We start from the raw sequence: 26585 nt of genomic DNA on the forward strand, positions 1-26585 counted from the left end.
CAAGAAGGATTATGAGAGAAAATGAACTATTAGAAAAAGAAGAAATCTTTTCGAAAGTATTACGTGCCGGAAGAAGAACTTACTTTTTCGACGTAAGATCAACAAAAGCTGATGATTATTATATCACAATCACAGAAAGTAAAAAATTTACAGAAGAAGACGGTTCTTTCCATTTCAAAAAGCATAAAATATATCTTTATAAAGAAGATTTTACTTCTTTTAAAGAAATCTTAAACGAAATGACTGATTTTGTTTTAGATCAAAAAGGAGAAGAAGTAATTTCTGAAAGACATCAGAAAGATTTTAAAAACGAATATGCGGCTGTAGAAAATAAAAACAGCTTTACGGATATTAGTTTTGACGATATATAAAAAATGATCCTATATAAAAATACCGGCATTTCTGCCGGTATTTTTTTGGATACATGTTTACTGAATTCCTATTTTAAAGAATGACATTTATCTTCTATATTTGCTGTGCTTATATAACATGATGCCTTACATGAAACATCTTTATTTATTATTACTATTCACAGTTCAATTTCTTACTGCTCAAAATTACCACCCTGATAAAATCATTATTGATGGTATTACTTACGATTACCGCTACCATCATTTAGAAGTTTATTTTAATCACTATCCCGAAAAAAGGCCTGTGATCAATAAAGATTCTACCATTATTTCAAGAGGTTATATTGCTGAATATGAGATAAAAGATCAGGTACTTTATTTAAAGGATATAAAAATACCCGTTGATGGTGATTATAAACAACTCGTAAGTAATACTAATACTGTTTTTCAGGACAACAAAACGATGAAAATGTATTGGGTAAATGGTCTGTATGATGTCGGGCTTGGAGATCCGATTATTACATCACCTGCTGACACTCTAAACCCTGTTTTTAACAATTATTATATTTTTGAAATAGAACGTGGCACTATCATAAGAACAAATAATTTCACGTACAAACAATACAAACGTTTTAAAGATTACCAGTGGGAGCGTTTCCGTTATTCAGAAGACTATACCAAATTATATAAAAAAATGTTACGTACCGGGATACCAGAAGAAGATATTGAAAATCATATTTACTATCACATTTTATTTTACAGCAAACGAAACTTTCTTAAAAAATAAAGAGATTCAACTAATGTGAATCTCTTTTATTTTATATACTTCTAAAAAGGTAATATTTTATCTTAACTGGAATTCATAAACAATACTTCCCACTTGTTTTGAGGGAGCAGTAGTACTGGATTCCCATTTGGTTGCTAAAGCAGCGGCTTTTGCACGCTGTAACAAACAACTACTGTTATTGGTTGTACCCCGTATTCCCGGTGTAGCCGATATGACATTACCAGAACGATCTACTGAAACTTCTACTACAACTGTACCTGCTTCATTACACCCATCTTTTGGTAATGGTTTTACAAGAGCTTTTCTGCCAGACAGAGAGTAGCCTCTTCCGCCTCCTGTACCAGAACCAGATCCGGCACCTATTCCTGTTCCGTTACCAGTCCCATGTCCTCCTCCGGTACCACCACCGGATCCACCATCTCCATAATAATTATTAGAAGAAAGCGATCCGTCTTTTCTACCTTTGTTTCCGGCAGTCTGATCATCACCATCACCACCTTTGTTATTGCCTTTCATAAAGTTAGCCAAGGCATCATTAGTCGTATTGGAAACTTTATTCTGATTATTGTTTTTTCGAACTTCAGAAGTATTGTTCTTTTTTTCCTTTTCTTTCTCTTTTTCCTTTTTTAGCACAGTTACATCTGTTGCAGTTGTATTTTCCTGAGCTAAAATATTTTCCTCATCAGCATTATTAGGAGGGGGTGTTCTATTTTTCTGAACATCCGTAACATTCAGAACCTGGCTTGTATAATCTTCTCCGGCACCAAATTCACTGTCACCAAAGTTGATTTCTACGCCACCGCCACCGCCACCAGCAAGCTGATCTAAAGAAGTTGTTTCTATAAAACGTATAAAAAACAATAGTAAAACCAGTACAGCACAAATAATTGTAGTGAACAGAACTGATTTTTTTTCTTCCTTGGAAAAATTAAGGGTCATTGAAGTCTATTTATTTAATATGATAACACAAAAATTATACCAACTGTTTTAAAGCTATTTCAAATGCTGCAGCTGATATATTTTTCTTTTCTTTATTTAATTTATGTACATTTTCCAATGCTTGTTTTATCGTATTCGACGCATCATCAAAAATAGCCGCATCTTCCAACACTGCATTAGGTTGCATTAAGTAAGCAAATACGCGAGCCATACCACAGTTTGATATAAAATCAGGGATCAGACTTACTTTACTATCTACATGTTCCATAATTGGTCCGAAAAAGATTTCCTTATCTGCAAAAGGCACATTGGCACCACAAGAAATTACTTCTAATCCTGATGCTATCATTTGATCTACCTGATCTTGTGTTACAAGTCTTGAAGCGGCACACGGAGCAAATACATCAGCCCCAACGGACCAGATTCTTGTATTAATTTGATCAAAAGGAATCATATCAGACGCAACTAATGTGTTTCCTTTTTTATTTAAATAGAAGTTTTTCACTTCGTCAAAGCTATATCCGTTTTCATTGATTACTCCTCCATCACGGTCAATTATACCAATGATTTTAGCGCCCATTTCAGCAAAATAGTATGCCGCCGCAGCTCCTACATTTCCAAATCCCTGAATGATTACTTTTTTATCTTTTACTGATCCTCCGAAAATATCGTAATAATGTTTTACAGCATATGCCACACCATAACCTGTAATAAGGTCAGCTACCATATATTTTTTATCAACCGATGGTGTATATTTAGCATCTTCTACCTGTTTTACAACTCCCTGACGCAATTGACCAACGCCCTGAATTTTTTGTGCTTCTGTTGGTTTAAAGTGTCCGTTGAACACACCTTCCTGAGGATGCCATAAACCACAAGCTTCTGTCATCGGTATTACTTCGTGAATTTCATCTACGTTTAAATCACCACCTGTACCGTAATAGTTTTTCAGCAAAGGAAAAACTGCTTTGTACCAACGCTCTAACACGCCTTTTTTACGTGGGTCATTCGGATCAAAATTAATTCCAGATTTAGCACCTCCGATTGGCGGACCGGCTACAGAAAATTTCACTTCCATAGTTTTAGCCAGTGAAAGTACTTCATTCATATCCAATCCTTTTCTCATACGGGTACCACCTCCGGCAGCTCCTCCGCGTAATGAATTAATAACTGCCCAACCTTCAGCTTCCGTTTCTGAATCACTCCAATGGAAAACAACTTCCGGAGTTTTATTTTCAAATTTTTTTAATAAATCTTTCATTAACAAAAATTATTTTTAGTTTACTTTTGATAAACGCAAATATAAAGGTAAACTTCATATTTACCATTTATTAAAGAGACAAAAAAAGAAATAATTATAATACAACACCTGAACTGTGATCTTGTGATGCGCCTGTTACACTTGAAAGTACATTTATTTGATTTTCATATTTTAAAATCCCTAATAAACCAAATATTAAAGCTTCTTTAAAGTTAATTGTCTTTGGTTCCGGAATCACCAACTTATGCCCCGGAAGGTAATGTTGCAAACGTTCTATAAGAAAATCGTTAAAGGCTCCTCCTCCTGTGAGTAAGACAGTACTCCCTTTTATTATTATGTTTTCAGATATCTGAAAAGCAATGTGCTCTACATAGGTTGCCAAAATATCAGCGATTGTACAATCAAAAGCATCGATCAATGGTATTACTTCTTTAAACACAAATTCGATTCCCAATGATTTAGGCGCTTCTTTTGTAAAAAAAACATTTGCGTTTAGCTTTTGTAACAATGAGGTATTTATTTTTCCGCTTCTTGCACAATTTCCTTTATCATCATAGTCTGCGCCTGCTTTATTGGCATAGTGATTCAATACAGTATTGACCGGACAAATATCATAAGCAAGCCTTCTGTTGTTTAAGTCAAAAGATATATTCGAAAATCCACCAAGATTGATACAGTAATCATACTTTGAAAAAAGTATTTTATCACCTATAGGAACCAAAGGAGCTCCTTGCCCACCCATAGCTACATCCTGTACTCTGAAATCGCAAACAACAGGTAAACCGAGGGTCTCTTTTAGCAAAGGAAGATTTCCTATCTGTAAAGTCAGTCCTCTTTGAGGCTGATGCAGTATAGTATGTCCATGTGATGCCACGAGATCTGGCTCACATTTATTTTTCTGTATAAAATCAAGAATTACAGTACCCAGAAGTTTTGTATACGATTGGTTGAGCTCGTCTATTTCCTGTTCCGTTTTTAATGCTGCCCATTTTAGTCTATCAAACCAAGCATCTGAATACGGAATGGTCTCTACATTTAAAAGATTAAATTTCCATGTATCATCCTTCACCGTAAATACTATTTCAGCTATATCTATTCCATCGAGAGAAGTACCAGACATGACGCCTATTACCGTGTATTTTTCACTTTTCATACGCTAAATTTACTTATATATTTTGAATATTTCTTAAAATAAAGGTATCTTTGGAAGCTTTAATTATATAAAGCAAATTTTGTTAGAAAAAAAACAATATATACATAATGAATTTTAAATTAACCGAAGAGCAATTAATGATTCAGCAGGCAGCTAGAGACTTTGCTCAAACTGAATTATTACCAGGTGTAATCGAAAGAGATGAACATTCCAAATTTCCTGCAGATGCAGTGAAAAAAATGGGAGAATTAGGTTTTTTAGGAATGATGGTAGACCCTAAATACGGTGGTTCCGGATTAGACAGCGTTTCTTATGTTTTAGCAATGGAAGAAATTGCAAAAGTTGATGCTTCCGCTGCTGTGGTAATGTCTGTAAACAATTCTCTGGTTTGTGCCGGTTTAGAAAAATATTGTAATGAAGAGCAAAAGCAAAAATATCTGACTCCACTTGCATCAGGTCAGGTAATCGGAGCTTTTTGTTTATCTGAACCGGAAGCAGGTTCGGATGCTACTTCACAAAAAACAACAGCAATTGACAAAGGTGATTATTATCTGTTGAACGGAACGAAGAACTGGATTACAAACGGATCAACAGCTTCAACATATATTGTAATTGCACATACACATCCTGAAAAAGGACATAAAGGAATCAATGCTTTTATTGTTGAAAAAGGATGGGAAGGTTTTGAAATCGGCGCGAAAGAACAAAAAATGGGGATCAGAGGATCTGATACACACTCTTTAATGTTTACAGATGTAAAAGTACCTAAAGAGAATAGAATTGGTGAAGATGGCTTTGGTTTTGCTTTTGCTATGAATGTATTGAACGGTGGTCGTATCGGTATTGCTTCACAGGCATTAGGAATTGCTCAGGGAGCTTATGAATTGTCATTAAAATATGCGAAAGAACGTAAAGCATTTAAAACAGAAATCATCAATCATCAGGCAATAGCTTTTAAACTGGCGGATATGGCAACGCAAATTTCTGCTGCCCGTATGTTGTGTTTCAAAGCAGCTGCTGAAAAAGATAACGGAGAAGATATTTCTATTTCTGGTGCTATGGCAAAATTATTCTCTTCCCAAACAGCTATGGATACAACGATTGAAGCGGTACAAATTCATGGTGGTAACGGGTATGTAAGAGAATACCATGTTGAACGTATGATGCGTGATGCTAAAATTACTCAAATTTATGAAGGTACTTCAGAAATTCAGAAAGTGGTTATTTCCAGAGGTATCTCTAAATAATATTGACTTATTATAAAATTAAAGTCTGACCTTACGTCAGACTTTTTTTATATCTTTCATCTCCTTTTATTAAAGCTATGAATAACGATAAAGCAATCAAACTCAAACTAACACTGGGATATCTGATACTGGGTATCACCGCTATTCTTTCGGTCTGGTATATTTTCAATGAAGTAAAGGTCATGAATGAACCGAAAGAAGAGTTAATAAGTGAAAACAATAAAGTACTCAATCTCGGAAGTATCATTACCAATATTTATACTGCTGATTCATCCGGCAGGGTAGCAATGATTTCTACAGATAAAAAAGACATTCAGAAATATCATCAATTGGTAGACACCATACAAAGTCAAATTGTCAATTTTAAGACTAATGTTACGGATGATGAGATGATTTTAAAACTCGATACCATTCAGTCTCTTATCAGAGAAAAGGAAAAAAGTTTTGATGAAATTGTTGCGGCCAGAAAGAAATTCATGAATTCACAATATTTTGATGAAGCGTTTAAAAAGGTAAGAGCCGCAAAAGATGATATTGAAAATATAGCTGTAAATGTATCGAAAGATTCTACTTCGGAAAGTAAGGAAGGTTTCTGGAAAAGAATCCGAAATGTAGTCGATTCTGAGAAGAAAGAAAAAGAAGACAGAGAACGTCAGTTGAGACAACAGCAACAACTGAATAAGATTCACCAGAGTAAACGAGACAGTCTGGCAAAAATGACTGAAAATATTTTTTCTCAGGCTATTGACAGTGAAAATAAACTGGCGAAAGAGTTTTATCAGAAAGAGGAACAACTGATAAATGAAAACCGCCATATCTCAGAAAAAATAAAAAGTCTTATGATTGAAGTGGAGAAAAGTGTATTGGAAAACTCCTATTCCAGAATAAACTTTTCTAATGAGATCATTGATAAAACAGCTATAAATCTGGCATGGATTGGCGGTATTGGCTTTTTAATGGTAATTATTTTAGGAGGTGTAGTACTAAGAGATCTTAACAAAAGCCGTGCTTATAAGAAACAATTGGAACGGTTAAATAAGGATTTACAAAATCTTATGGAACAAAAATCATATTTTCTGGCTTCTGTTACACATGATATCAATTCTCCGCTTAATTCATTAATAGGATTTTCTGAATTATTAGATGAGACATTAAAGACTAAAACACAAAAAGAATATATTAAAAATATTAATTATTCCAGTCAGTACATCCGTAATCTGGTAAATGATCTGGTAGATTTCTCTAAGCTGGAATACAATAAAATGGTCTTAAAGAAAGAGTCTTTTAATTTTAATGAATTGTTATTGAGCATTACAACTCCATTAAAAAATGATGCTGATAAAAAAGGAATTGAACTTATTGCCAACGTAGATCCGAAACTGGATGACTATTTTTTTTCAGACCCATATCGTATCAAACAGATTCTTACAAATATTCTTTCCAACGGAATTAAATTTACAGATAAAGGAAGCGTAACATTGGAAGCTGTACTTAATGGTAATGAAGCTGTTTTAAAAATAACCGATACAGGTATTGGAATTGATGAAAAGTACCATAAAGATATCTTTATGGAATTTAAACAGGCACATGGTGATATTGAAAAAGTATATGGAGGAACCGGTCTTGGACTCAATATTTCAAAAAGACTTATCAAATTACTGAAAGGAGAATTAACATTTGAAAGCCGTCTGGACAAAGGATCAATCTTTACGATTAGAATACCTGTAGAGAAAGGAGAAAATAATCAGTTTAAAAATATGGATATCGTCTTTGATAATGAAAAAAAACTTATCCATAAAAACATTTTAGTGGTAGATGACGATATGTTGCAATTACGACTTATGAATGAAGTGATCAAAGACAAAGTGAATCTGATTACCACACTTAAAAAAGGAGAACTGATTGAAGAATATTTAAATGAAAATAAATATAATTTAATCATTACAGATATTCAAATGCCTAATTACAGCGGATATAAAATCATTCAGGCAATACGTTCAAATCCCGAATATAAAAACACACCTGTTATTGCATTTACAGGAAAGATTGATTTGGATGAAAATGAAATTTCTAAATTAGGATTCAATGCGTTGCTGCAAAAACCAATTAATATTCCTATATTAATGAATACGATACACAGGCTGTTAGAAATAAACAGAGAACAAAAGCCTGTTAATCCTACAAGCAAAATGCAGATAAAAAATGAATATTTTGACTTAGAACAATTATTGAGTTTTACCCAGGATGATTTGGATGCTACACAGGATATATTAAATGTTTTTATTGACTCTTCCATAAAAAACTGTGACGAATTATCAGCATCTGTTGGGATAAATGATCGAAAAAAAATAGCGGAGATCACACACAGAATGTTACCAATGTTTCGACAGTTAAGTGCTGATATGGTTATTGCTGATCTGGAAAAACTTGAACGTTATGAATATAATGGTAATGCAGAAGAATTAAAAGAAGATGTTGTAACAGCAGTTGGTAAGATTCAGAAAATTATAGAAGAACTAAAAAAAATCGAGCTTTTTTAAAGCTCGATTTCATATAGTTTTATTTTATTATATAAGGTTTTGCGATCTATTCCTAAAATCTGGGCTGCTTTTGTCTTGTTATATTTTGCTTTTTCTAAAGCTACCCTGATGGTATTCTCTTCATTTTTAGAAGAAAACAATTTTAAATCATCTTCATCTCTCTTATGAATAATTTCATCAGATGAATAATTTTCGTGTTCGATTACTTCACACGGCAATACGTTTTTTTGGATAATGTCCGTCTGAGTCAGTAATACTGCTCTCTTAATAATGTTCCGCATCTCTCTCAGATTTCCCGGCCAATCGTATCTCAGAAAAATTTCTTTTACTTCTTCAGAAAAATCCAAAATCTGTTTTTCAAGATCCGTATTTGACTGTTTTAAAAAGAAATCGGCAAATAATAGGATATCATCTCCTCTTTCAGAAAGTCGTGGTGTTTTAATAGAAAATTCATTCAAACGATGGTAAAGATCTTCTCTGAAATTACCTTCTCTTACTGCCTTTTGAAGATCTTCATTTGTAGCTGCAATTACGCGTATATCAACATCTATTTCTTTACTGCTTCCTACTGGCTTTACTTTTCGCTCCTGTAAGGCGCGTAGTAATTGTACCTGTACTTCGTATGAGAGATTCCCTACTTCATCTAAAAATATAGTACCACCGTTAGCTGCTTCAAAATGACCAGTCTTGTCTGTAGTTGCCCCGGTAAAAGATCCTTTAATGTGACCAAAAAATTCGCTTGCAGCTAAATCTTTTGGTATGGCGCCACAGTCAACCGCTATGTATGGTTTATCTGATCGTTTGCTTTGTTCATGAATAGAATAGGCAACATTTTCTTTTCCTGTTCCACTATCTCCGATGATCAAAACAGAGATATTCGTCGGAGCTACCACATCGATAAAATTATGCAATTCTAATGATTTTTCACTCTTGCCTTTTATAACTGAAAGATGATAGTTATTATCTTCATCTCCCGATTTTTTCCGGCTTTTTTCTCCATCACCATTATCCGACTCTACAATTGAATAATTTGCTTTTTTCTTTAATGCCTGATGAATGGTCAATAAAATTTCCTCAGAATTTATCGGCTTTGAAACATAATCAAAGGCGCCTAATTTCATTACACTGACAGCGGTTTTTATATCAGTATATCCCGTCATCAAAATAACCTGTGTGGTTTTGTTTGTATCCCTGATAAATTTTAGTACTGATACCCCATCATCATCCGGTAACCTTACATCGGTAAGGACTAAATCAAAAGATTGATTTAGTATTAGTTGCTCTGCTTCTTTAAAAGTAAATGCGCTACTCACTTCGAAACCTTTTTTGGTTAAGAATGTTTTCAACATCATGCAGAATGATACATCATCATCAATTACTAATATTCTCTGGCTCATTCAAGTAGTGTTTTTATAAATTAGGCAATGTCTACTAAAGGTAATAATTATAATTAAAAGTATAAAGGTAATAATTTATTCCTATTCTAAAACGGATAGCCAATGGCAATATTCAAGATTAAATTATCTTTTCTCCATGCTCTGTCACCAAATTCTATATGATCAAAACGCCAACGATCATTTTTTTCATAATAAGGTACCCGTACAGGAATGGAAAGATCTGTCCGTAAGACCAATATTGAAAAATCAAATCGTAGACCAGCTCCTACCCCTACAGCTACTTCACTCAAAAATTCATTAGAAAATTTCCCTCCCGGTTTAGTAGGATCATCTCTCATCAACCAAACATTCCCGGCATCAACAAATAGTGCTGCGTTTAAGAAGCTGAACAGGTTAGCTCTGTATTCAGCATTGAACTCTAATTTGATATCTCCGGCCTGATCCATTAAGAAAGAGCTTGTCTGGGTTCTTGGATCATAACTACCGGGACCTAATGTACGAGCTCTGAAAGCACGAATACTGTTACTTCCTCCAACAAAAAACTGTTTTGAGAAAGGCATGTACTCTGAATTTCCATACGGAAGTGCATATCCGGCTATAAAGCGGGCAGCAAACTGACTTTTTTCATTTAGTTTTAAATAGTATCTTATATCATGTTCTGTTTTTACATATTGACTGTATGCTACTCCTAAAATTTCTTTTTGCTGTCCTTTTTCATAATTTGCTCCTGAAATAAGTCCTGTAAGATTGGCAGACAAATCAAGCTGTCCTTTATAATAAACGGTATGTTTGAGCGGTAGCATTGTATTGGTAAATGTATACGAATAGGTTGGTCCGAAAATCAGCTGTTTTTCAACGATTCTTGCCAATGAAGGATTATCTGCCATCTGCTCTTTGTATTTATCCGTTATCTTTTCAGGAAAAACATAAGTGACTTCGAGTACATTTAATTCATGTTCTTTTTTGACATCTTCTTTCCAGAGATATCCAAATGATGCATTGAAGTTATGTAATGTATATAGTTGCGTACGGCTTTGGTATTCATACCCCAAACCAATTTTAGTCCGAGGTACAAAAGCACTGGATGAAGTAAACTTAAACGGTGCAATAATCCTTGGGAATGCCAAACTGAATTTTGATCCGACACGATAAATGTTATTTCCGTTACCACGACCTCCAACCTGATAATCCATTGCTCCGTATAATGAGGCAGTAAATAACTCAGCTCCTTTTAAGAAATTACGGTGGCGCCAGTTGAAATTAACCTCTCCACCCGCATAACTTGCAGAATTCGTTTTACCCAATGTTTCTAAACGCAATGATTTAAATTCATTGGGAGTCAACATATAATATACATCAAATTTGTTATTAAGGGAATCTGAAATAACAAATTGATTTTTGACGAACTTAAAGGTTCCCAAATTGATTAAACGGTTGAGAGACAGATTATGATCAGTACGATTATATAAATCTCCTTTCTTAAAATAGAGTGTACGGTCATAAATCTGTGGCTTGAACTTTTCTTCTCGATCAATGATATAAATACCTTTGTAAGGTGTTAGGGAATCAATGGGTGTCTGTGAAACAACACGGCTCCTTCTTCCTAAATTACGCAGATTATAATCTGGTATCACTACAATTTTATCGATTGTAAACTGTTTAGTTGCCATTGCAGGTGTTGATTCTTTTAATTTTACAATCAGATCAACTTTATGATTATTGACGGTACTATCTGCCTGTACTATTATATTATCAGGATGAAAATAGTAAAATCCATTTTCTTTCAGGTAGCTGTCTATACGCTCACGTTCCGCTTTAATTACATTCAGATTAAATGGAGCTCCGACTTTGAGCAATGATTTTGCTGCTATTTTTTGTATTTCGCTATTGATCAACGTACTGTCTTTTTGAAACGTTACTTTTTCAATAAGATATTGTTGACGTGGCTTGACATTATAAATTACTTTAGTCTTTTTATTTTTCGTAACTGTATCATAGCTCGTAGAGACATTGAAATATCCAAGATTTTCAGAATAGTTTTCAATAATCTTGCGATTAAAGTCAATATCAACATCGCTTAAAAGTACTGGCTTTTCACCAACTTTGTATTTTAACCAATATTTGAATCCTTTCTCCTTTTTGGGCTCTGATGTGATATTATAGAAATACAATTTTGGACGTAAACCTAAAAATGATTTGTTTGGTTTGGGCATCAGTTGCTCTTTCAGATTTGTCTCTAAAAGGTTTGCCTGTTTTTTGGATAGTGAGTCTCTCTGAAGGTTAATTTTAGCACCTACATAAAGTAACTCACCTTTTTTTAAATATTTTGTATTGCTACAGGACACTAAAAAAGCAAAGGCAATAAATAAAAGAAGTTTATTTAGAGGTCTTTTCATATTGATTTTGTTGTTTTTTTGCGTTACGTCTCTGTTGTTGATTACGTTTGTTTTTTCTATAGATTTCTCTGAATTCATTATAATCTATTGTGATGATGAAGCCAACACCGGTTTCGATAATCTGTCCTTGTAAAGCTACCTGATATTCATTTTTACGATACGCTCTTAAGGTATATCTTCCATCTTTAGAGAGCATATAATCCAAAGAAATATCACCTGCAATATTGGTCATTTGCTCATTTTGTCTCTGTTCACCTTCAAGTCCGAAATTGCTTCCGATATTAACTTTCAAGCGATCGTTTAACAGTTTTTTAGACAACCCAACATTTAAATCTGTTCTTGTATTTTGCTCTCCGGTAGAATAGTCTTCAGTGGATTCCAGATCGAAATTTAATTCTACACCGGCAATGAGATCAGAAGCGAGATTATTGAGTTGTTGAGATAGTATTTTACTAACACTCTGACGAGCCATAGATTCAGCTGACATCCCTGCACTACTCTCAAAAGGATTTTCTCCTATAAACCGGTTTAATAACAATAAAGCAAATACCTGTTTATTCATTTCAGACTCTTCTGTACGCAACTGATCCAGTTTAGTTTTCACTACACTGATGACTTCACTTGAAACAGAAGCATTATCTTCATCCACAGTGATATCAAAAGTGATTTCAGGCTTTAATAATTCTCCTTTCATCATAAGAAGTGTTTCAAAAGGAATACGTTGCTTATACATATTGTATTCTGCAGGATTATCATCTCTTGATAACTGTTGTTGTACCAGATCTAAAGGCGCCGTATTGGTTTTATAGACTGCCGTTATATCTGTATCCGCTTTTGTTGGTTCTCCTGTCCAGGTAATGCTGCTGCCTTCTTTAATATCAAATTTTCTCTTAAGCAAGTTTACAGACATTTCGTAACTTCCTTTGTTTACTTCATATCTTCCGACTAAAGTTATTTTACCTGAAGGATCTACTCCACCAGTTAATTCAGCTTCTCCCTGTAACTTAACAAAATCTCCGTTAGACTTATCAATTACTACAGAAAGCTTGGCTTCTTTTTTAACTTCAATATTGACAGATACATCGAGTCCTTTAACTGTTGCCTCAGATATTTCTTTTTCAGGTTCAAGCGTACCTTGTAAAGCAATCTGATCCTGATCAATGAATTCTACGATTCCTTCCCGATCCTGTAATGCCGGACTCGACTGAGGTAATACAAAAGTAAAATCAGTTTTATCGCTAACTGTCAACTGTCCGTCAACTTTTGGCAGATCCAGATTTCCTCGAATGTTAAGATTGGCATCAATAGCCATTATACCATACATAATGTTGTTTTCTTTCTTGGTAGAATTTACAACTTTAAAGTCGCTTGCATTGACATTGAGTCCAAATGCAAAATCGCGATACGTTTTAGTTAGAATTTTACCGTTTATTGTTAACGAATTGCCGTCTGCATCATCTATCTTGAATCTTCTGAACTGTATTCCTTCGGAAGTAAAAGCAATAGTATCATCTATGTTCTTAAAAGTAGTGTTTAAAGAGGCAATATCCATTCCTACTCCATTGAACTTAACATCTCCCAAAATACTCGGATCATCAGCTGTACCAGTTACTTTCAAAGCTCCGGAAATGTATCCTACAGCATTATCAATAGCTTTCATTGAAAATCCCTGAACACTTTTCATCTGTAGTTTATTGATATTCACCGATAGATCAAATTGTTTTTGCTGTATGTTGTAGTTTCCAGCTACTTTCAGGTCATTTTCAAAACCTGTCAATGTTACATCAGCGTTTAAAACTTCCTGTTGATTATTATCTACTTTAACAGCCAGATTTCCTATTTCACTTCCATAAACCTTCAATTCATTTACATTAATATCTGAAGTAAATGTCATATTATTTTTCAAGTCTCTAAGCTGCACAGTTCCATCTATTGTACCTTGAGCCAAAAGTGAGTCTTTCTTAATAATTTCTGTAATGGTTTCTATTTCAAATCCTTTTATTGTAATATTTAATGGACTATTAGGTATTTCGTTCTCAGACTGAATACCAAGCTGGCTGTTTGCATTTTGAATAAAGAATTGATGGGCAAGAATACCTGCATCGCTTATTTGAATATTATTATCCGGATTTACATTCCAATCTTCATAATTTAACTTTAATCCGTTTTGATTCAGTGCAATTTTAGTGACGTCATTTATTGACTCTACATTACCTGCAATTCCATACTGAACATTATCTTCCTGATCCAAAAGTCTCAGGTCATAGGTGATTTTATTATCAGAAACTGCTCCGGTAAGTCCTAAACGATCTACTGCCATATTTTCATTTTCAATAGAATACACACTCAACCCGTATTGTAAAGCAGCATCATTATTGGCAATATTAAGCGCTACACTATCCACTTTTATTGTTCCGTAAGTCAGTTGAGGAATACTTCCGTTTATTATAAGCTTACGTGCATCTGCCTGATAACTACCATCGAGTGTTATGGTCTGAAATTCTTTTAAATCAGGAACAAATTTTTGAATTAAATCATCGTTCTTTATTTTTACATTAAAGTCGAAATATTGATTAGGCTCAATTTCTGCGACCTTATCTTTTTCTGACATGAAATGATAATACTGATCTATCGTTTGTTGAACAGATCCTAAAATCTGAGTGAGTTTGTACCTTCCTGTCAATTCTGCATCGGCAATTTGGGAGTGTAAACTGATTCTATTTTCATTTTCATTGGATACTGCTTCTAATTTTATTTCTGATAACGGATAGATTTCTTTACCGTCAGATAAAGCAAAATCCTGCAAATAAAGATTTCCATTCAGTGCATCAGGTGACAGATTAGAAAAATCACCATTAATTTTTCCAGCTATGGCAAATGGTTTTTGATACAGTCTAAGTTTATACAAATCTAATTTCTCAACAGTTCCGTCTATTTTTATGCTTGGATTATCTTTTGAATAATATCCTGATGCCAATAAATCGATTTTAGCATTTTCATCTTTTGAGACTATAGTTGCCTCAAAATTACCCTGGTTTATTTTTGCATCGAGTGCAATGTCTTTATAGGTATAAGAATTGAATTCTGCTGAACTGATATAACCGTTTACTTTTGTCTGGGCTTTCTCAGGATTGAAGCTGGTGCCATTCGCTTTTATAGTGGCAGAAATCCGCCCCAATGAATCATTTTTAATGATTTTCCCTACATTTAAATTCTGAATTACAGCATCAACAACATATTTTTCTTTGTCTTTTATTCTCTGATCTAATACTGCTTTCAGCTTTGCATTTCCATCCGAAGTTTTAAGATTTAAATCAGCTACAAAGTTATTTACACTTCCTTTTGCCTTTCCGTTTAAAGATAAAAAGGATGGTATTTGAATGGTATTTGGAATTGTCCCTTTTGGTACTAAAGACTGAATTGTTTTGGAGGAAGTTTCTAATTGTTTTACATTTAGATCAAACCAAAGCTTATCTGGATCAGTGGCATTTTTTATCTGTCCTGAAAGATTTACTATTGTTTTATCCAAACCAGAAAGTTGAAATTCCTCAATAAATAAATCATCAATTTTACCATTCACACTGGTATTTAATAAAAGAACAGCTTCTCTGTTTGTAATGAAAGGAGGTGTATTTTTCAGATCAGGTGCCAGTATGAGTATATCTGAAAATGCAATCTTTGTTTTTTGCAGATTCGCCTGTATTTCAACATTTCCTAAATCATTAGTTAGTTGTTCTATTGAAGTATATTGTAGAATAACTTCATCCTGAATAACTGTTTTAGGAGTTTCAAGATATAAGTCTTTTAGAAAGGCTTCAGAACTACCATAACTGAAATCTGTTTGTAATTTATTGACCTGTAAGCCACTTTTCTCAGCTATAAAAGTATTTTTTAAGGAGCCCGATATATTTTGATCTGTGAAACTAAAATCACGTAAATCGACATCTATTTTACTAAAATCAAGATGGTTAAAATCAATTCCTTTATCTGAAGGCTTTTCAGCCGTATTATCATATACAACAGCAATATCCTCTAAGTTTAATTGATTCAATTTTAATGCTATAGGATTTCCGTTTGTCTTCGCTTTCTGTTGCTCATCTTCTGTTTTCTTTTCGCTGGGTAAGAATAAAGAAGCTTTGATAGTAGAATTTTTCAGTGCAATCTTATCTACAACATATTCATTTTTTCCTAAATCAATGCTCTTAATTTTCGTTCTTAGCTCATCAAATACAATAGATGCATAGGTTTTCGAATTGTCGTCTCCATAATCAATCATAATATCCGTCAAAGCAAGTGTATTCAAAGCAATGCTGAAAGGATTTTTTTGAGCAAGTGAATCTGTCTTTTCCTCAACCTTCTCAGCTACTTCTTTTACAAGGCCCTGTTTTAATTTTAATCGTAAACCATCTAATGCAATATCATCGATTGCATAATTGTTTTTATCAAGATCAAACGTTTTGACACGGGTATTAAATTCATTGAATTTTACACGAATATCATTACTGGATAGTGCATCAATAAAAGTAACATCGATTTTTTTAATCGCTATCTTATCTAAGGAAATAATAAAAGGTTTGGATTCACTCTCTTCTTCGTCCTTTGTTGCGAAGGCATCAATAATATAATCAAAATTAAACTTCCCTAAAGAATCTCTAACGACATTTGCCCGTACTCCTTCTAAATCGACAGAAGTCAAATCAGCCGTGTTGTTTAGTAATTTTGGAAGGTTTAGCCCAACATCCAGTGAGCTAACATACAATAATGTATCTACCTGTTGTCCTTGTAGATAAAGTTCATTTAAGGTAATGGTATTGGGAAAGCCGATATAAACACTTTCAAGACTGACTTTTGTCTTGATTTTATCCTGCAAATAGATGATTAATTTGTCTTTTACAAAATTCTGAACAGCAGGAAATCTCAAACTCACTATTAAGCCAATAACCAATAAGATTATTGACAATAAAACGATTCCTGCATATTTAAGTATCTTTTTAAGTCTAATTTTCAAAGCAATTTATTTGATTATAGCAAAGATAAATAAACTTTTGGGCTGACCAATTTTTAAAGATATTTATTGAGTTGATGTGTAAAAAAATCAATTAAATTCTATTATCGATAAAAAATTTCGTCTATTTAATTCCAAAAAAAAATCCTCAATCAGATTATGATTGAGGATTCAAAAGAAAGGCAGCGACATACTCTCCCACATTAAAATGCAGTACCATCTGCGCTATCGGGCTTAACTACTCTGTTCGGAATGGAAAGAGGTGAGCCCCGATGCAATAACCACCTTAAATCGGTATGACTTGCGTCACTATAAGTTAACATATATGAAATTCAAAACAAAAGACTTTTATATTATAAAGCAACTCCCAGAGCACATAAGCTTACGGGCTATTAGTACTACTCGACTATGACATTACTGCCTTTACATCTGTAGCCTATCAACGTGGTCATCTTCCACGACCCTTTAAAGAAATCTCATCTTGTGGTGGGTTTCGCGCTTATATGCTTTCAGCGCTTATCCCTTCCAAACGTAGCTACTCTGCGATGCTCCTGGCGGAACAACAGATACACCAGCGGTTTGTCCAATTCGGTCCTCTCGTACTAGAATCAGATCCACTCAAATTTCTAACGCCCACAGTAGATAGAGACCGAACTGTCTCACGACGTTCTGAACCCAGCTCGCGTGCCACTTTAATGGGCGAACAGCCCAACCCTTGGGACCTTCTCCAGCCCCAGGATGTGACGAGCCGACATCGAGGTGCCAAACCCCCCCGTCGATATGAGCTCTTGGGGGAGATCAGCCTGTTATCCCCGGCGTACCTTTTATCCTTTGAGCGATGGCCCTTCCATACGGAACCACCGGATCACTATGCTCTACTTTCGTACCTGATCGACCTGTATGTCTCTCAGTCAAGCTCCCTTATACCATTGCACTCTACGCACGGTTACCAAGCGTGCTGAGGGAACCTTTAGAAGCCTCCGTTACTCTTTTGGAGGCGACCACCCCAGTCAAACTACCCACCAAGCAATGTCCTCAACAACGTCGAGTTAGATCTCAAATAAGCAAAGGGTGGTATTTCAACAATGACTCCACAACGCCTGGCGACGCCACTTCATAGTCTCCCACCTATCCTACACATCACTTATCCAAGAACAATACTAAGCTATAGTAAAGGTGCACAGGGTCTTTTCGTCCCACTGCGGGTAATCGGCATCTTCACCGATACTACAATTTCACCGAGCTCATGGCTGAGACAGTGTCCAGATCGTTACACCATTCGTGCAGGTCGGAACTTACCCGACAAGGAATTTCGCTACCTTAGGACCGTTATAGTTACGGCCGCCGTTTACTGGGGCTTCAATTCAATGCTTCTCCGAAGATAACATCTCCTCTTAACCTTCCAGCACCGGGCAGGTGTCAGGCCCTATACTTCATCTTACGATTTGGCAGAGCCCTGTGTTTTTGATAAACAGTCGCCTGGACCTTTTCACTGCGGCCAGCATTGCTGCTGGCGACCTTTCTCCCGAAGTTACAGGTCTATTTTGCCTAGTTCCTTAGCCATGAATCTCTCGAGCACCTGAGGATACTCTCCTCGACTACCTGTGTCGGTTTACGGTACGGGTTCTTATAATCTATGTTTAGAAGGTTTTCTTGGAAGCCCTTAGGTACACTATCTCTTTGCCCGAAGGCTCCGAGTACTATCGCATTTCACCAAGTCTGACGCATTTGACTATCAAACCTATAGTTAGGTGCTTCAACGAACTATTCCGTCAGTTCGCGGTACTTTCATCACTCCGTCGCTCCATCACAATTATAAGAAGTACGGGAATATTAACCCGTTGGCCATCGACGTCCCCCTTCGGGTGTGCCTTAGGTCCCGACTAACCCTCAGCTGATTAGCATAGCTGAGGAAACCTTAGTCTTACGGTGTGCGGGTTTCTCGCCCGCATTATCGTTACTTATGCCTACATTTTCTTTTCTAAACAGTCCAGCAATACTCACATATCACCTTCTACCCAGTTTAGAATGCTCCCCTACCACTGTATATAAATATACAATCCATAGCTTCGGTAGTATGCTTATGCCCGATTATTATCCATGCTCGTCCGCTCGACTAGTGAGCTGTTACGCACTCTTTAAATGAATGGCTGCTTCCAAGCCAACATCCTAGCTGTCTGTGCAGACAAACCGCGTTTTTTCAACTTAGCATACATTTGGGGACCTTAGCTGATGGTCTGGGTTCTTTCCCTCTCGGACATGGACCTTAGCACCCATGCCCTCACTGCTGATAAGCATTTATTAGCATTCGGAGTTTGTCAGGAATTGGTAGGAGGTGAATCCCCCGCATCCAATCAGTAGCTCTACCTCTAATAAACTCTATCAGCGCTGCACCTAAATGCATTTCGGGGAGTACGAGCTATTTCCGAGTTTGATTGGCCTTTCACCCCTACCCACAGGTCATCCGAAGACTTTTCAACGTCAACCGGTTCGGTCCTCCATTTAGTGTTACCCAAACTTCAACCTGCCCATGGGTAGATCACACGGTTTCGCGTCTACCATTACTGACTATAGCGCCCTATTAAGACTCGCTTTCGCTTCGAATCCACACCTGAAGTGCTTATCCTCGCCAGCAACGGTAACTCGTAGGCTCATTATGCAAAAGGCACGCCGTCACCCAACGAATGGGCTCCGACCGCTTGTAAGCGTATGGTTTCAGGATCTATTTCACTCCGTTATTCACGGTTCTTTTCACCTTTCCCTCACGGTACTGGTTCACTATCGGTCTCTCAGGAGTATTTAGCCTTAGCGGATGGTCCCGCCAGATTCAATCAAGGTTTCACGTGCCCCGACCTACTCAGGATACCACTATCTATTACATCGCTTACCTATACAGGACTATCACCTTCTTCGGTCAACCTTTCCAGGTTGTTCTAATTCGCTTTGCATAAAATATCGTGGTCCTACAACCCCAATATTGCCGAAACAACATTGGTTTGGGCTAATCCGCGTTCGCTCGCCACTACTTACGGAATCACTTTTGTTTTCTTCTCCTCCGCCTACTTAGATGTTTCAGTTCAGCGGGTTTGCCCTCCTATCGGAGTAATACATCTTCAATGTATTGGGTTGCCCCATTCGGATATCTGCGGATCAATTCTTGTGTGCAAATCCCCGCAGCTTTTCGCAGCTTATCACGTCCTTCTTCGCCTCTGAGAGCCTAGGCATCCCCCATACGCCCTTATTTTGCTTATTGTGCTCTATATCTAATACCTTTTCTTTCGAAAAAATATTAAATGTGCTTTATTTTTTAAATATTTTCTACTTTTGTTTGTTTTCCAATATGTCAATGAACGGTTTTTCTGAGCTAACAGAAATAGTGGAGAATATCGGAGTCGAACCGATGGCCTCCTGCGTGCAAGGCAGGCGCTCTAGCCAGCTGAGCTAATCCCCCATTATAATTTTGAACTTTTAAATTATGAATGTTGAATTTTGAATGAATGTGTAATTCATACTCATCTTCTAAAATTTCCTTTTTTTAAGTAAAATTGTAGTCCCGGGCAGACTCGAACTGCCGACCCCTACATTATCAGTGTAGTACTCTAACCAGCTGAGCTACGAGACTCTGTAATTTTTACTTCTTTTTTTTTTGAATTAACAGCGAGAGTAATGTTTTAACCATCTCTAGAAAGGAGGTGTTCCAGCCGCACCTTCCGGTACGGCTACCTTGTTACGACTTAGCCCCAGTTACCAGTTTTACCCTAGGCAGCTCCTTGCGGTCACCGACTTCAGGTACCCCCAGCTTCCATGGCTTGACGGGCGGTGTGTACAAGGCCCGGGAACGTATTCACCGGATCATGGCTGATATCCGATTACTAGCGATTCCAGCTTCACGGAGTCGAGTTGCAGACTCCGATCCGAACTGTGACCGGCTTTATAGATTCGCGCCCTATCGCTAGGTGGCTGCTCTCTGTACCGGCCATTGTAGCACGTGTGTGGCCCAGGACGTAAGGGCCGTGATGATTTGACGTCATCCCCACCTTCCTCTCAGTTTACACTGGCAGTCTTGCTAGAGTTCCCGACATTACTCGCTGGCAACTAACAACAGGGGTTGCGCTCGTTATAGGACTTAACCTGACACCTCACGGCACGAGCTGACGACAACCATGCAGCACCTTGTAATCTGTCTTGCGAAAGCTCTGTTTCCAAAGCGGTCAAACTACATTTAAGCCCTGGTAAGGTTCCTCGCGTATCATCGAATTAAACCACATGCTCCACCGCTTGTGCGGGCCCCCGTCAATTCCTTTGAGTTTCAAACTTGCGTTCGTACTCCCCAGGTGGGATACTTATCACTTTCGCTTAGTCACTCAACCTTACGGCCAAACAACTAGTATCCATCGTTTACGGCGTGGACTACCAGGGTATCTAATCCTGTTCGCTACCCACGCTTTCGTCCATCAGCGTCAATTAACTCATAGTAACCTGCCTTCGCAATTGGTATTCCATGTAATATCTAAGCATTTCACCGCTACACTACATATTCTAGTTACTTCCAAGTAATTCAAGTCTAACAGTATCAATGGCAATTTTTTAGTTAAGCTAAAAACTTTCACCACTGACTTATAAGACCGCCTACGGACCCTTTAAACCCAATGATTCCGGATAACGCTTGGATCCTCCGTATTACCGCGGCTGCTGGCACGGAGTTAGCCGATCCTTATTCTTACGGTACCGTCAGTTAGTTACACGTAACTCGTTTTCTTCCCGTATAAAAGCAGCTTACAATCCATAGGACCGTCATCCTGCACGCGGCATGGCTGGTTCAGAGTTGCCTCCATTGACCAATATTCCTCACTGCTGCCTCCCGTAGGAGTCTGGTCCGTGTCTCAGTACCAGTGTGGGGGATCTCCCTCTCAGGACCCCTACCCATCATCGTCTTGGTATGCCGTTACCACACCAACTAACTAATGGGACGCATGCTCATCTTGTACCGTTGGAACTTTAATATCTAAATGATGCCATTCAAATATACTATGAGGTATTAATCCAAATTTCTCTGGGCTATCCCTCTGTACAAGGTAGATTGCATACGCGTTACGCACCCGTGCGCCGGTCTCAAAGTCCGAAGACTTCTACCCCTCGACTTGCATGTGTTAGGCCTGCCGCTAGCGTTCATCCTGAGCCAGGATCAAACTCTTCATCGTATAATTTTTAATATTTTTTGATGTTGCGTTAAAACAATTCTTGCGAATTCCTTACTCTCTTTTTATGCTGTAAATCCAATATGTCTATGAACGTGTCTTCTCTTGTTGCGCTTGTTTTTCTAAGCGAGTGCGAAAATAGAAACTCTTTTTCTTTTCACCAAACTTTTTCTAAAGTTTTTTTTTAAAAAAAAATATTCGGTAACTTTCTAAGAACTTTCTCAATCCCTATCTATTTGATTGGGGTTGCAAAGCTACAACCTTTTTTTATTTCTAACAAAATTTATTTCTGTTATTTTTTTTAAGGCTTACTTATATTTAAAGAACTTCTTGCGGATTGCGAGGGCAAATATACTACCCTTTTTTTATCCTTTCCTAATTTTTTTAAAACCTTTTTTAAACTTTATTTTAATATGCTGGTAACCTTAATTTTACAACATCCTTTTTTTTCTTTCACAATACTCAAACCCTCAAAAAAAACAGCATTCCCTTTTTTAAACCCAACTCTTTTCAAACAAAAAAAGCTTAAAACCACTTTTTGAAATCCAAAAGTTCAATAAATAAATCTGAAGCCATCCGTTTTTTAGCTTAAAAATCCATAATAAAGCAGCTTTTATTTTTTTACCTCTTATTATATATACGTGTCCGCAAAGAATATTATTATACAATATAAACCATACAAACCAAAAACAGCACACTATATAGTATGCTGTTTTTGGTTTTCTTGCCAGTTCCAGGCACTGGATAAAGCTTCTTCTAAAGTGCGGGTTGCTTTCCATCCTAAAGTTTCATTTACTTTAGTAGTATCAGCATAAGCAATAGTTGTGTCTCCTTCGCGTCTTGGTGCGTATTTATAATTGAGTTTTTGTCCGGTTATTTTTTCAAATGTTTGAATTATTTCTAAAACCGAAGTTCCCTTTCCAGTTCCCACATTGAAAATTTCTACTTTCTGAGAAGAGTTTTCATTTATAAGCCTCTCTAAGGCAACAACATGTGCTTCGGCTAAATCCATAACATGGATATAATCTCTGATACAAGTTCCATCAGATGTTGGATAATCATTACCGAAGACAGATAATTCTTTACGTATTCCAACTGCAGTTTGCGTTATGAAAGGTATAAGGTTTTGTGGCACACCTAAAGGCAGCTCCCCTATTTCTCCTGAAGGATGTGCTCCAACAGGATTGAAGTATCGCAATAAGATTGCCTGTAAATCTGTAACCATGGTTGTTTCATTGATGATGTCTTCTGCTATTATCTTGGTATTACCATAAGGTGAGGTTGCTTTTTGTCTTGGAGCATCTTCTGTTATAGGCATTTTTTCTGCCTGCCCGTAAACAGTACAAGAGGAACTAAAGATAAACTTTATATTCTTTTTCGAACTGATGTTTTGCAGTATATATATTAATGACGTAAGATTATTATCATAGTACATCAATGGATTCTGAACACTTTCTCCTACTGCTTTTGAAGCCGCAAAGTGTATTACACCTTTTATTTCAGTATATTTCTTGAAAAAATCCCTTACCGCATTTTTATCTTTTAAATCTATTTGTTCAAAAGGAATGTTAACCTCTCCTACTATATTCTTTATTCTTTGTAGTACTTCAATATTTGAGTTAGATAAATTGTCTATTATGACAGGCTCATATCCCTTTTCTATTAATTCAACTACGGTATGCGAACCGATAAATCCTAATCCGCCTGTAACGAGTATTTGCATAGTGATGATTTTTGAGGGCTAAATTATTATAAATAAATGAAAAAATTTGCTTATAAATGCTTTGACATGAGAATTGTTAAGAACTTTCTGTTTATAATTCTATAAAACAATAAAAAAGCCACTTGTTTAAAGTGGCCGTTTATTTATTTTGCAAAAAAGTTTTTTATGACTCCAGCAATTCTATTCTGATCTTCTGTTGTGAGGTTAGACCCCGAAGGTAAACACAATCCTTTATCAAAAAGATTTTCAGCCACTTTATTTCCATAATAAGGACTGTCTTTAAAAACGGGTTGCAAATGCATCGGTTTCCATAACGGACGAGATTCAATATTATGATCCAATAGTGCCAAACGTAAATCTTCTCTGTTTTTGCCTGTTATTTTTTCGTCTATAAGTATAGCACTTAACCAATGGTTGGAAAAATAGTCATCAGAAGGTTCTTTAAAAACTGTAACCCCTTCAATGTCTGCAAAAATGTGCTGATAAAAACTATTCATTGCGCGTCTGGATTGAATTCTACTATCCAAAACTTCCATCTGTCCGCGTCCTATTCCCGCTACAATATTACTCATGCGATAATTGTAACCTATATGTGTATGTTGGTAATGAGGTGCATTATCTCTTGCCTGAGTAGATAAAAAGACCGCTTTTTGTTTATCTTCCTCTGTATGACAAACCAGAGCTCCTCCTCCGGAAGTGGTGATAATTTTGTTTCCATTGAATGAAAGTATTCCAAATTTCCCAAAAGTACCACAATTTTTACCTTTATAAGTAGATCCTAATGCTTCTGCGGCATCTTCTATTATAGCGATGTCATATTTTTTAGCAATTGCAATAATTTCATCCATTTTTGCAGGCATACCATATAAGTGGACAACAATAATTGCTTTAGGCTTTTTACCATTTGTCATTCTATCCGTGATTGCTTCTTCAAGTGCTATCGGGCATATATTCCAGGTATCTGATTCAGAATCTACAAATACGGGTATTGCTCCCTGATAAGTTATCGGATTTGCAGATGCAGAAAAGGTCATTGACTGACAAATTACTTCGTCTCCCGCTACAACACCACATTCAATTAGAGCTAAATGTAAAGCTGCAGTACCTGAGGAAAGCGCAGCTACTTTAATGTTTTGTTTTAAATATTTTTCCAGATCTGATTCAAACCCATTAACATTCGGTCCTAACGGTGCAACCCAATTGGCATCAAATGCTTCATGTATATATTTTAATTCATTCCCTCCCATATGCGGAGAGGATAACCATATTTTGTCGTCCATAATTATTGTTTATTGTATAACGGAAAAAAAGAAGTATCATCTAAACTTAACTGATCTTCATTTTCTTTTTTATTATTTACTTCTTCAACAAAGCTTAAATATAAATCTTTATTAATAATTTTTCTACCTGTCACATATTCAACAACATCATTAGGAAAAAAAGCTTTTTTATATTTAAATATTCCGTCTTCATAACCGTATCCTCCGCCTAAAACGTAATTTTTAAACTGCATCTTTCTTGCCCAATTAATTACTTCAAATTTAAGAAAATCATTCGGTCGTTTATCAAAATATTCACTTAATGTTCCTCCTAAAAATGAAAACACTGAATTATCTGAAATCAATAATAACTCTGTAGATACCGGTTTATTATTGTCATATATTGTACAGATTGCACACACGTCTAAGTTATTTATTATAAATTCATTAAATGAGTTCAAACTATAAAAGAAAAATTCTTTTGCATTTGTTCTTTCCATTGTATCTATATAAATATCATAGAATTCATTAATGTATATCTGTTCTATAATACCATAATGAATTTTTGCTATTAAATTTTCCCGTTGTGCTCTTTTAACGTTTTTACGAACTTTTGCATCGAAATCATTCCATTGTTGTTCTTCTGGCTGAATTTGTCCTTTTATATTCAGCATTGTTTTATGTAAAATACCATCATAACCTTTTGAATTATTAAAAAGATTAAAACGTATAAATTCTGAAACCACATTATTATTGAGTTGCCACTTTTGAACTTCATTCCAAAAGATTAATAAAGTGTCTTGATTTACATTATTTGAATAAAAAGGACCTGTATAACCATAAGGTGTACTAAAATCGAAGTTCACTTTTAAAGAATCATAAATTTTAATTTTTTTAAGGTATCCCGGCATTAAAATAATCTTCGTTTCGGATTGAAAGTAAAAACAAATCAAATTATCTAAACCTCCACAAAAAACATTAAAATATTCTAAGCGGTTATACGCACTTTGAAAAGTATTATGAGCTATGACTGACTTATAAAAATCCTGATCTTCTTTAGAATTAAAGTTTAATATTTTAAGCATTTAAAACGATCTTTAATTTAACAATAAGATTATCTAAATCCTTGATATCAATATCCTGGTGTACAGGAAAATTGATTATATGTTTGGAAGTAAAAATTGCCGCCTCAGATGTTGAATCTTTTAGTTCTTCTATCATTGTATGATACAAACTAACCATACCGATTTCTAAATCATTCATTTCTTTGTATAGTTTATTTCTATCAAAATTATGAAGTATGACAGGTAATGTTTGAGGACAAATACCA

General features: G+C 35.8%; 15 protein-coding genes, 2 tRNA genes and 3 rRNA genes. 4 read left to right on the top strand and 16 right to left on the bottom strand.

Annotation, left to right across the window (positions count from 1 at the left end; all coding sequences use genetic code 11):
- Positions 1-11 precede the first annotated feature (11 nt).
- Entirely contained in the window at positions 12-371 is a 360-nt protein-coding gene (locus QW060_RS11530; protein ID WP_290363707.1) for a PUR family DNA/RNA-binding protein, read from the top strand.
- Between the two features lie 118 nt (positions 372-489).
- Entirely contained in the window at positions 490-1137 is a 648-nt protein-coding gene (locus QW060_RS11535; protein ID WP_290363708.1) for a hypothetical protein, read from the top strand.
- Positions 1138-1194: 57 nt separating this feature from the next.
- Here QW060_RS11535 and QW060_RS11540 read toward each other — a convergent pair whose 3' ends face one another.
- The 3 genes from QW060_RS11540 to QW060_RS11550 form a co-directional block, all read right to left on the bottom strand.
- Positions 1195-2076 carry an energy transducer TonB gene (locus tag QW060_RS11540; protein ID WP_290363709.1) on the bottom strand — a complete coding sequence of 294 codons (882 nt, stop codon included), beginning with the start codon at positions 2074-2076 and terminating at the stop codon, positions 1195-1197.
- Between the two features lie 34 nt (positions 2077-2110).
- On the bottom strand, positions 2111-3337 hold the full coding sequence (locus QW060_RS11545; RefSeq protein WP_290363710.1) for a Glu/Leu/Phe/Val dehydrogenase dimerization domain-containing protein: 1227 nt from the start codon (positions 3335-3337) through the stop codon (positions 2111-2113).
- A 94-nt stretch (positions 3338-3431) separates the two neighbouring features.
- Complete coding sequence (locus tag QW060_RS11550; protein ID WP_290363711.1) at positions 3432-4490, bottom strand: anhydro-N-acetylmuramic acid kinase; 1059 nt, start codon at positions 4488-4490, stop codon at positions 3432-3434.
- A 107-nt stretch (positions 4491-4597) separates the two neighbouring features.
- Here QW060_RS11550 and QW060_RS11555 point away from each other — a divergent pair, with 107 nt between their 5' ends.
- Both QW060_RS11555 and QW060_RS11560 read left to right on the top strand, forming a co-directional pair.
- Positions 4598-5737 carry an acyl-CoA dehydrogenase gene (locus tag QW060_RS11555; RefSeq protein ID WP_290363712.1) on the top strand — a complete coding sequence of 380 codons (1140 nt, stop codon included), beginning with the start codon at positions 4598-4600 and terminating at the stop codon, positions 5735-5737.
- 77 nt (positions 5738-5814) lie between these two features.
- Complete coding sequence (locus QW060_RS11560; protein ID WP_290363713.1) at positions 5815-8277, top strand: ATP-binding protein; 2463 nt, start codon at positions 5815-5817, stop codon at positions 8275-8277.
- Here the strand turns inward: QW060_RS11560 and QW060_RS11565 are convergent.
- The 13 genes from QW060_RS11565 to QW060_RS11625 form a co-directional block, all read right to left on the bottom strand.
- Positions 8274-9674: a sigma-54-dependent transcriptional regulator gene (locus QW060_RS11565; RefSeq protein ID WP_290363714.1), complete on the bottom strand. Its 1401-nt coding sequence runs from the start codon at positions 9672-9674 to the stop codon at positions 8274-8276. The two genes, QW060_RS11560 and QW060_RS11565, sit on opposite strands and share 4 nt — an antisense overlap.
- 86 nt (positions 9675-9760) lie before the next feature.
- Positions 9761-12070: a translocation and assembly module lipoprotein TamL gene (tamL, locus tag QW060_RS11570; protein WP_290364751.1), complete on the bottom strand. Its 2310-nt coding sequence runs from the start codon at positions 12068-12070 to the stop codon at positions 9761-9763.
- Positions 12051-17084, bottom strand: coding sequence for a translocation/assembly module TamB (locus QW060_RS11575; protein ID WP_290364752.1), 5034 nt, complete (start codon positions 17082-17084; stop codon positions 12051-12053). The genes tamL and QW060_RS11575 overlap by 20 nt, the downstream gene beginning before the upstream one ends.
- A 168-nt stretch (positions 17085-17252) precedes the next feature.
- A 5S ribosomal RNA gene (gene rrf, locus QW060_RS11580) occupies positions 17253-17364 on the bottom strand.
- Between the two features lie 82 nt (positions 17365-17446).
- Positions 17447-20328, bottom strand: a 23S ribosomal RNA gene (locus QW060_RS11585).
- 124 nt (positions 20329-20452) lie between these two features.
- A tRNA-Ala gene (locus tag QW060_RS11590) sits at positions 20453-20526 on the bottom strand.
- Positions 20527-20623: 97 nt separating this feature from the next.
- Positions 20624-20697: transfer RNA gene (locus tag QW060_RS11595), tRNA-Ile, on the bottom strand.
- A 63-nt stretch (positions 20698-20760) separates the two neighbouring features.
- Positions 20761-22276, bottom strand: a 16S ribosomal RNA gene (locus tag QW060_RS11600).
- The 16S, 23S and 5S rRNA genes sit together here with 2 tRNA genes alongside, the layout of an rRNA operon.
- Positions 22277-22767: 491 nt before the next feature.
- Positions 22768-22971, bottom strand: coding sequence for a hypothetical protein (locus QW060_RS11605; protein ID WP_290363715.1), 204 nt, complete (start codon positions 22969-22971; stop codon positions 22768-22770).
- Positions 22971-23996 carry a UDP-glucose 4-epimerase GalE gene (galE, locus tag QW060_RS11610; protein WP_290363716.1) on the bottom strand — a complete coding sequence of 342 codons (1026 nt, stop codon included), beginning with the start codon at positions 23994-23996 and terminating at the stop codon, positions 22971-22973. Before galE ends, QW060_RS11605 begins: the two co-directional genes overlap by 1 nt.
- A 143-nt stretch (positions 23997-24139) precedes the next feature.
- Positions 24140-25276, bottom strand: a complete 1137-nt coding sequence (locus QW060_RS11615) for a DegT/DnrJ/EryC1/StrS family aminotransferase (RefSeq protein WP_290363717.1) — start codon at positions 25274-25276, stop codon at positions 24140-24142.
- A gap of 2 nt (positions 25277-25278) precedes the next feature.
- Positions 25279-26340, bottom strand: coding sequence for a GNAT family N-acetyltransferase (locus QW060_RS11620; RefSeq protein WP_290363718.1), 1062 nt, complete (start codon positions 26338-26340; stop codon positions 25279-25281).
- Positions 26333-26497, bottom strand: a complete 165-nt coding sequence (locus QW060_RS11625) for a hypothetical protein (protein ID WP_290363719.1) — start codon at positions 26495-26497, stop codon at positions 26333-26335. Before QW060_RS11625 ends, QW060_RS11620 begins: the two co-directional genes overlap by 8 nt.
- Between the last annotated feature and the right edge of the window lie 88 nt (positions 26498-26585).

It is taken from the genome of Paenimyroides ceti (assembly GCF_030409925.1).

What these genes read in the sequence shown, in the direction of transcription:
- QW060_RS11530 (WP_290363707.1), top strand. Translation starts at nt 12, where the DNA reads ATGAGAGAAAATGAACTATTAGAAAAAGAAGAAATCTTTTCGAAAGTA.
- QW060_RS11535 (WP_290363708.1), top strand. Translation starts at nt 490, where the DNA reads ATGATGCCTTACATGAAACATCTTTATTTATTATTACTATTCACAGTT.
- QW060_RS11540 (WP_290363709.1), bottom strand. Translation starts at nt 2,076, where the DNA reads ATGACCCTTAATTTTTCCAAGGAAGAAAAAAAATCAGTTCTGTTCACT.
- QW060_RS11545 (WP_290363710.1), bottom strand. Translation starts at nt 3,337, where the DNA reads ATGAAAGATTTATTAAAAAAATTTGAAAATAAAACTCCGGAAGTTGTT.
- QW060_RS11550 (WP_290363711.1), bottom strand. Translation starts at nt 4,490, where the DNA reads ATGAAAAGTGAAAAATACACGGTAATAGGCGTCATGTCTGGTACTTCT.
- QW060_RS11555 (WP_290363712.1), top strand. Translation starts at nt 4,598, where the DNA reads ATGAATTTTAAATTAACCGAAGAGCAATTAATGATTCAGCAGGCAGCT.
- QW060_RS11560 (WP_290363713.1), top strand. Translation starts at nt 5,815, where the DNA reads ATGAATAACGATAAAGCAATCAAACTCAAACTAACACTGGGATATCTG.
- QW060_RS11565 (WP_290363714.1), bottom strand. Translation starts at nt 9,674, where the DNA reads ATGAGCCAGAGAATATTAGTAATTGATGATGATGTATCATTCTGCATG.
- tamL (WP_290364751.1), bottom strand. Translation starts at nt 12,070, where the DNA reads ATGAAAAGACCTCTAAATAAACTTCTTTTATTTATTGCCTTTGCTTTT.
- galE (WP_290363716.1), bottom strand. Translation starts at nt 23,996, where the DNA reads ATGCAAATACTCGTTACAGGCGGATTAGGATTTATCGGTTCGCATACC.
- QW060_RS11615 (WP_290363717.1), bottom strand. Translation starts at nt 25,276, where the DNA reads ATGGACGACAAAATATGGTTATCCTCTCCGCATATGGGAGGGAATGAA.
- QW060_RS11620 (WP_290363718.1), bottom strand. Translation starts at nt 26,340, where the DNA reads ATGCTTAAAATATTAAACTTTAATTCTAAAGAAGATCAGGATTTTTAT.
- QW060_RS11625 (WP_290363719.1), bottom strand. Translation starts at nt 26,497, where the DNA reads ATGGTTAGTTTGTATCATACAATGATAGAAGAACTAAAAGATTCAACA.